We start from the raw sequence: 5866 nt of genomic DNA, 5'->3' as shown, positions 1-5866 counted from the left end.
CTACCGTCACGAGGCAGACTACTTCCTTGTATAAGTTCAAGCTATGTTCGTGCGTAAATTGTAGATTTCTATTTCAAGCTTAATTCGAGAAAATATGCTGAGGCTTGACAGTACTTAACCACAGTAAAATTTTATTTAAGTATTTATACTGTGTATTAGGTTTAAGCCTTTGTCGTTTGCCTTAATTGCAGTTACCGTTCTCACAGCATCCATCAATAATCCCAGTGCTACCCTGGCTGGAACATGTGCTTCTAAGTGTGGGCCGCACCCAATTCAGTTTACCCCTGGACAACGCATCCAGGTTGAGGTTCTAAATAGCACACCCAACTTGATTAAAATCCAAAAACCCTCTGGGACTGACGCAATATCTTTAAGTCCAGGACAGAAATTAAATTTAGAACAAATAGAGGGTACAGAACCAAATACATCTCTGATATTTTGGAGCGAAACGGGTTTGTCACTACAAGCAATAGTCTCAAAACCTAACTTTGGCACATTGCGGCTGGAACTCCGTCCGACTTCGCGCGCTCCAGGCGATCGCTCGTTATATATTATGGATGATGGTAGGATTAACGTGTTTTAGATAGCAAATAGTGTTATTAGTTATGAGTTAAGAAACAACTTTTAATTAAAAACTCCTAACTCCTGTACAGATTAATCGCCCTGTACAGATTAATCGCCCTGTACAGACGCGATTAATCGCCCTGTACAGATTAATCGCCCTGTACAGACGCGATTAATCGCGTCTCTACTGAAAACTCCTAACTTTTATTGTGCTAGACCGACCTGTATCTGAACTCTCAAAGCCTCGCCGACGCTTACCTAATCAGCGCTGGCAAATTTATCAGCAAAAACCAGAATTTGCCCAAAATCTGGCAGCTTTGACAAATATTTCACCGATTGTCAGCCAGTTGTTGATTAATCGGGGTATAGAAACACCAGAACAGGCGCAAGCATTTTTAAATCCAGAGTCCTTAGTTTTGCCTTCGCCGTTGGAAGATTTCCCAGATTTAGCGATTAGTCTGGAGTTGTTACAAAATGCGATCGCTTCTCAAACAAAAATTGCTATCTGTGGTGACTACGATGCTGATGGGATGACCAGCACTGCTCTACTTTTACGTAGTCTCCGCACTTTAGGCGCACAAGTAGATTATGCTATTCCCAGCCGGATGCACGAAGGTTATGGTATTAATAAACGTATAGTTGAAGAATTCCACAGCGAAGGTGTGGGATTAATTCTCACTGTCGATAATGGTATCTCTGCGTTTGAACCAGTTGCGAGAGCTAGAGAACTTGGTCTTGCGGTTATTATTACCGATCACCACGATATCCCCCAAAAATTACCGCCAGCTAATGCTATCCTCAACCCTAAACTAATAGCTGAATCCTCACCTTATCGGGGTGTTGCTGGTGTTGGTGTTGCCTATATTTTAGCAGTGTCTCTAGCACAACAACTAGGGGAAACTAAGGGCTTGATTCAGCCGATGCTAGCACTGTTTACACTGGGAACGATCGCAGATTTAGCTCCCTTAACTGGTGTAAATCGTCGTTGGGTGAAACGTGGTTTACAGCATTTACCCAAATCCAACTTACCTGGAGTGCAGGCGTTAATTCAGGTAGGCGGCGTACACGCGAGGGGAGATGAGAGAGCAGGGGGAGCAGGGGAAGCGGGGGAGAAAAAATTTAATATTCCTAACTCCTCACTTCTAACTCCTAACTCCTCAAATCCCAAATCCCTGAAGCCTGAAGATATCGGTTTTCGCCTGGGGCCGCGAATTAATGCTATTGGTCGGATTGGTAATCCCCAAACTGTGATTGAATTGCTGACTACAGATGATATGGGGGTGGCGCTGGAAAGAGCGATGCAGTGCGAACAAGTCAACGCCTCTCGCCAGCTAATGTGTGAGCAAATTGAACAAGAAGCGATCGCTTATGTGGAGACAGAATTTGTTGCATCTCTACAGCAAGACCGTGTATTAATTGTTGTTCAACCCAATTGGCATCATGGCGTTATTGGGATTGTCGCCTCCCGCTTGGTAGAACGCTACGGCGTTCCCGTGTTCATCGGTACTTATGAGGGTGAGGGACATATACGCGGTTCTGCACGCTCAATTCCAGAGTTTCATGTGTTTGAAGCTTTGGAATATTGTCACGATTTACTAGGAAAATTTGGCGGACACAAAGCAGCCGGGGGATTCTCTCTACCAGCAGAGAATTTAGAGGTGTTGCGATCGCGTTTGATTGAGTTTGCTAACCAGTGTCTTGAACCCCAGCATCTCAAGCCTCTGCTCAAAATTGATGCCGAAGTCAACCTCAATCACATCAATCAGCAGCTTTATCAACAGCTTAATGCTCTACACCCCTGCGGTATGGACAACCCCGATCCAGTTTTCTGGACACCTAATGTTCAAGTGGTTGAGCAAAAAATCGTCGGTAAAGGCCACATTAAACTGACAATTGCCCAAACTGTTGATAATCACGAGTATAAAATTAAAGCGATCGCTTGGCGTTGGGGCGACTATTTTCGCTTACCACCGCGAGTGGATGTCGCTTACAAACTACGAGAAAATTACTTTAACGGTAACACCACGATTGAGCTAGAGTTAATAGGTGTCAGGCTGCCAATTCAGCTTCAACAATTTTTTACTTCGCCACCTACCCCGTCAAGCACCACTTTTGAATACAACCAGCGACAGTATACTTGTGGTTTCTATAAAAATGGTATTGAAGCAGAATTAAGAATTAAAAACTCTGAAGGCAAAGTTTTAGCTATGCAGCCAGGACATATAATCGGTTTACTGGGCACTAATCGTCAAAACGCCAAAGAAGTTGATATCTCTCAGCCACAGTATGACAGTATTATTCAAGCTGCCCTTCAGGCGTTATCAGTTAGGAGTTAGGAGTTATAAGTTAGGAGTTTGGAGTTCTTAATTAACTTATCACTTATGAGAGTGACACTGTGAATGCTGATTTATGAGTTATGAGTTATGAGTTGAGAATAAAATTTAATTCCTCACTCCTAACTCCTCACTCCTAACTCTCAATCAGCACTCATAAATCTTATAAGTTGCCGTTGCGAAATGCCAGCAAAAAGATTACCACTGGCCCAGCAATGACGATTAGCGCCACGGAAAGTAATTGGAAAATAACTTCCCAATTGATGCTGGTAAAAGCGTTAAACAAGTCAGACACAGCGTCAAACATTTTTCCTCTTCTCCTCCCTATTGTCTTAAAAAATTCAATAACTTAGTTACAAAACCCGCAATCGATCATATCTGGCTATGGCCTGTTAGATTTAATTTACTTAACAAAATTATAAGAAAAGACATAAAAACGTAAAATAAGGGGATTGGGCATGGGGGATGGGGCACTTGTACTGAGTTTAGGGTGAGCGCAGTCGCAGTTCGACTTGCCTTGAGCGAACGCGAGTGCGTCTCGTAGAGAAGTCGAAAGGAGTCGAAGTGTTGGGCATTGGAAATTAATTTCCCCCTTGTCCGTTTAAGAAGGATTTGCAAATGTCAACTAGCAAATATACATTTAGGGGATGATATAAAATGTCATCTTCGTTGTCATGACTCAGGAGCTTTATGGCAATAAAATCTTCAAATTTATTTTTAGCGGTAGCACTGGCGATCACTTCTTTAAGTTTTCCCGTATCTGTCAAAGCCGATACCGTGAATGCCCGTTGTGATGTGTTCCCAAAAGGACAAGACCGCGCCACATCCTCTGGTCGGTGTACCTTTTCCCAACGGCAGGGTGCGGTTAGCATTGAACTGGAAAATGGTCGTCGCTATGACCTGCTGCCTGAGGGAAATCGACCCGGCAATTATCGCGATCAAAATGGTGATGCTGCCTATCGACAAACTGGACTGGGTGACAAGGGACAGATTTATCGCCTCGCCAATGAGTCGATTTATGTCTATTGGGATACAGCTTCCTATAGACAAAACTCAGGTAACAGAAATCGTAGGGCTGCTGCTAGGCGTCAGCCTGAGGCGGGTACTACCGTCTCTCAATTAAGTGATTTAGTGGGGGCAAGGGCAGGACAGGCAGAAAACACAGTGAAAGAACGGGGCTATCGATGGGTCAAGAGTGATGATTCGGGCTACGGCTACTGGCTAGAAGGCAGAACTAACTATTGTGTAACGATCCGAACAGAGGAAGGACGCTACCAATCGATTGTTTATACAGGGGGTTCAGAGGATTGTAAGAAATAGTTGCTATCTGGACAAACAATCCAATTCAGAGGGTACTGAGAGGATGTATTAAAAGGTAGCCGATAAACCTGAAACCCGCATTATTTGGTTAAGGCACAATGTTTTAAACGCTGATTCTTTCGTAAATAAGCATCGTCCAGGGGACTTCTCAGATATTGTGCCCTAATGAGTGGATGTTACGTATCGGCTCAATAAACTGGGGTATCAGAGAAAAATAAAAAGCTTCGCGAGGTATATGCAGCGTCATAAAATATGACACATGATGCAAGAACTTCTGATCTGTGACTGAGAGTGGCACTTCGCGATCGGCTTACCAATTCTGATTCGTTATTTTCCTGAATAATCACGATACATTTTTAACATGAAGCTTCAAAATTTGCTTTTAGCAGTCACAAGCGCGATCGCTTCATTTGGTTTCTCTGTAGCCGCGAAAGCAGAGACGGTAGAGGCGAATTGTGTCATCTATTCAAAAGTGGAAATTGGCAAGGTGGATACTGTACCCTGCACCAAAGTAGGTTGTCATGGAGCATCCTGGGCTTTGCCAATGTACAAAGACCGTGACCGATTCTAGATCATGCGTTACTCGCCTCATCCCCTACTCCCCACTCCCTAATACAAAATGGCAACTTGGCAATGTGTAAAACAATGTGGAGCCTGCTGTAATCTTGATCCAGCAGATCGTCCAGATTTGGATAAGTACCTCTCTCCACCAGAACTAGAACTTTACCTCAGCATGGTAGGTGAAGATGGATGGTGCGTTAACTTCGACCATACCACGCGAGAATGCCGCATCTACTCAAATCGTCCTCGCTTCTGCCGTGTGGAATCAGAAGTGTTTCAAGATATGTATGGGGTTGAACCAGAAGAAGTTAACGATTTTGCCATTGACTGCTGTCGCCAGCAAATAGAAGGAGTACACGGCGATCGCAGTCTGGAAATATTACGCTTCAATCAAGCTGTTGGGCTGTGAGCAGTATGCAAGGACGCAAAGACACTCCATAATTTTTTTATCTCCATCTGTGGAGTTGCAATTTATTAACAATCTGAGAATATGATAGAAATATGAAAGCAACCTAGCAACAAAACTACTGCCTGTGAAACTTGACTCTGCTCCTTTGGACATTTATGACATATCTGAGACTGAGATTGAGCTAAAACTCAAAGACAGCACTGATTTTAACTTAACTCCTGCGATCGCCCAGCCAGTTCAGCCTGTAGTTGTCGATAGTCCTCAAAAGCAGCAATCAGCGTTAGTAGTTTTTGGTACAACTTTTGTAACCATTTTTCTAGCAGAAATTGGAGATAAAACTCAGTTATCTACCCTGTTAATGAGTGCAGAATCTCATTCGCCGTGGGTGGTATTTATCGGATCGGCGGCTGCGCTGATAACCACCAGCTTATTAGGTGTGCTTTTAGGTAGTTGGATTGCTAGTCGAGTCAGCCCAAAAACTGTAGAAAAATCAGCTGGTGTGATGTTGTTGCTGATTTCTCTAATGCTGTTTTGGGATATATTCCAAGGTTAGTTAGGAGACGCGATTAATCGCGTCTGTACAAGAGTTATAGGAGTACAGACGCGATTAATCGCGTCTGTACAGGAGTTAGTAGTTATTATCCCCCAGCTTCCCCAGCTTGCCCAAGTTCCCCACTAC

The 5866-nt window shown here is 43.6% G+C and carries 7 protein-coding genes; 6 read left to right on the top strand and 1 reads right to left on the bottom strand.

Annotation, left to right across the window (positions count from 1 at the left end; genetic code table 11):
* The first annotated feature begins 169 nt into the window (after positions 1-169).
* Together ACFFAP_RS21150 and ACFFAP_RS21145 are read left to right on the top strand one after the other, a co-directional pair.
* A complete protein-coding gene (locus ACFFAP_RS21150) occupies positions 170-583 on the top strand; it encodes a hypothetical protein (protein WP_375513052.1) in 414 nt (137 codons plus the stop codon).
* Positions 584-773: 190 nt separating this feature from the next.
* Complete coding sequence (locus ACFFAP_RS21145; protein ID WP_375513051.1) at positions 774-2900, top strand: DHH family phosphoesterase; 2127 nt, start codon at positions 774-776, stop codon at positions 2898-2900.
* 160 nt (positions 2901-3060) lie between these two features.
* Here the strand turns inward: ACFFAP_RS21145 and psb30 are convergent, their stop codons facing one another.
* Positions 3061-3204 carry a photosystem II reaction center protein Ycf12/Psb30 gene (gene psb30, locus ACFFAP_RS21140; protein ID WP_114086065.1) on the bottom strand — a complete coding sequence of 48 codons (144 nt, stop codon included), beginning with the start codon at positions 3202-3204 and terminating at the stop codon, positions 3061-3063.
* 383 nt (positions 3205-3587) lie between these two features.
* Here psb30 and ACFFAP_RS21135 point away from each other — a divergent pair, with 383 nt between their 5' ends.
* The 4 genes from ACFFAP_RS21135 to ACFFAP_RS21120 all read left to right on the top strand — a co-directional run bounded on the left by ACFFAP_RS21135 (position 3588) and on the right by ACFFAP_RS21120 (position 5740).
* On the top strand, positions 3588-4217 hold the full coding sequence (locus ACFFAP_RS21135; protein WP_375513050.1) for a hypothetical protein: 630 nt from the start codon (positions 3588-3590) through the stop codon (positions 4215-4217).
* A 361-nt stretch (positions 4218-4578) separates the two neighbouring features.
* Complete coding sequence (locus ACFFAP_RS21130; protein ID WP_375513049.1) at positions 4579-4788, top strand: hypothetical protein; 210 nt, start codon at positions 4579-4581, stop codon at positions 4786-4788.
* Positions 4789-4836: 48 nt separating this feature from the next.
* Positions 4837-5187 (top strand): YkgJ family cysteine cluster protein, encoded by a 351-nt coding sequence (locus ACFFAP_RS21125; protein WP_375513048.1) that lies wholly within the window; start codon positions 4837-4839, stop codon positions 5185-5187.
* Between the two features lie 124 nt (positions 5188-5311).
* Positions 5312-5740, top strand: a complete 429-nt coding sequence (locus ACFFAP_RS21120) for a TMEM165/GDT1 family protein (RefSeq protein ID WP_375513047.1) — start codon at positions 5312-5314, stop codon at positions 5738-5740.
* Positions 5741-5866 lie beyond the last annotated feature (126 nt).

This window comes from uncultured Nostoc sp., from assembly GCF_964245575.1.
Classification (GTDB): domain Bacteria; phylum Cyanobacteriota; class Cyanobacteriia; order Cyanobacteriales; family Nostocaceae; genus Nostoc.
The sequence above is the reverse complement of the archived record's forward strand: the minus strand, read 5'-3'. Positions and strand labels throughout refer to the sequence as shown.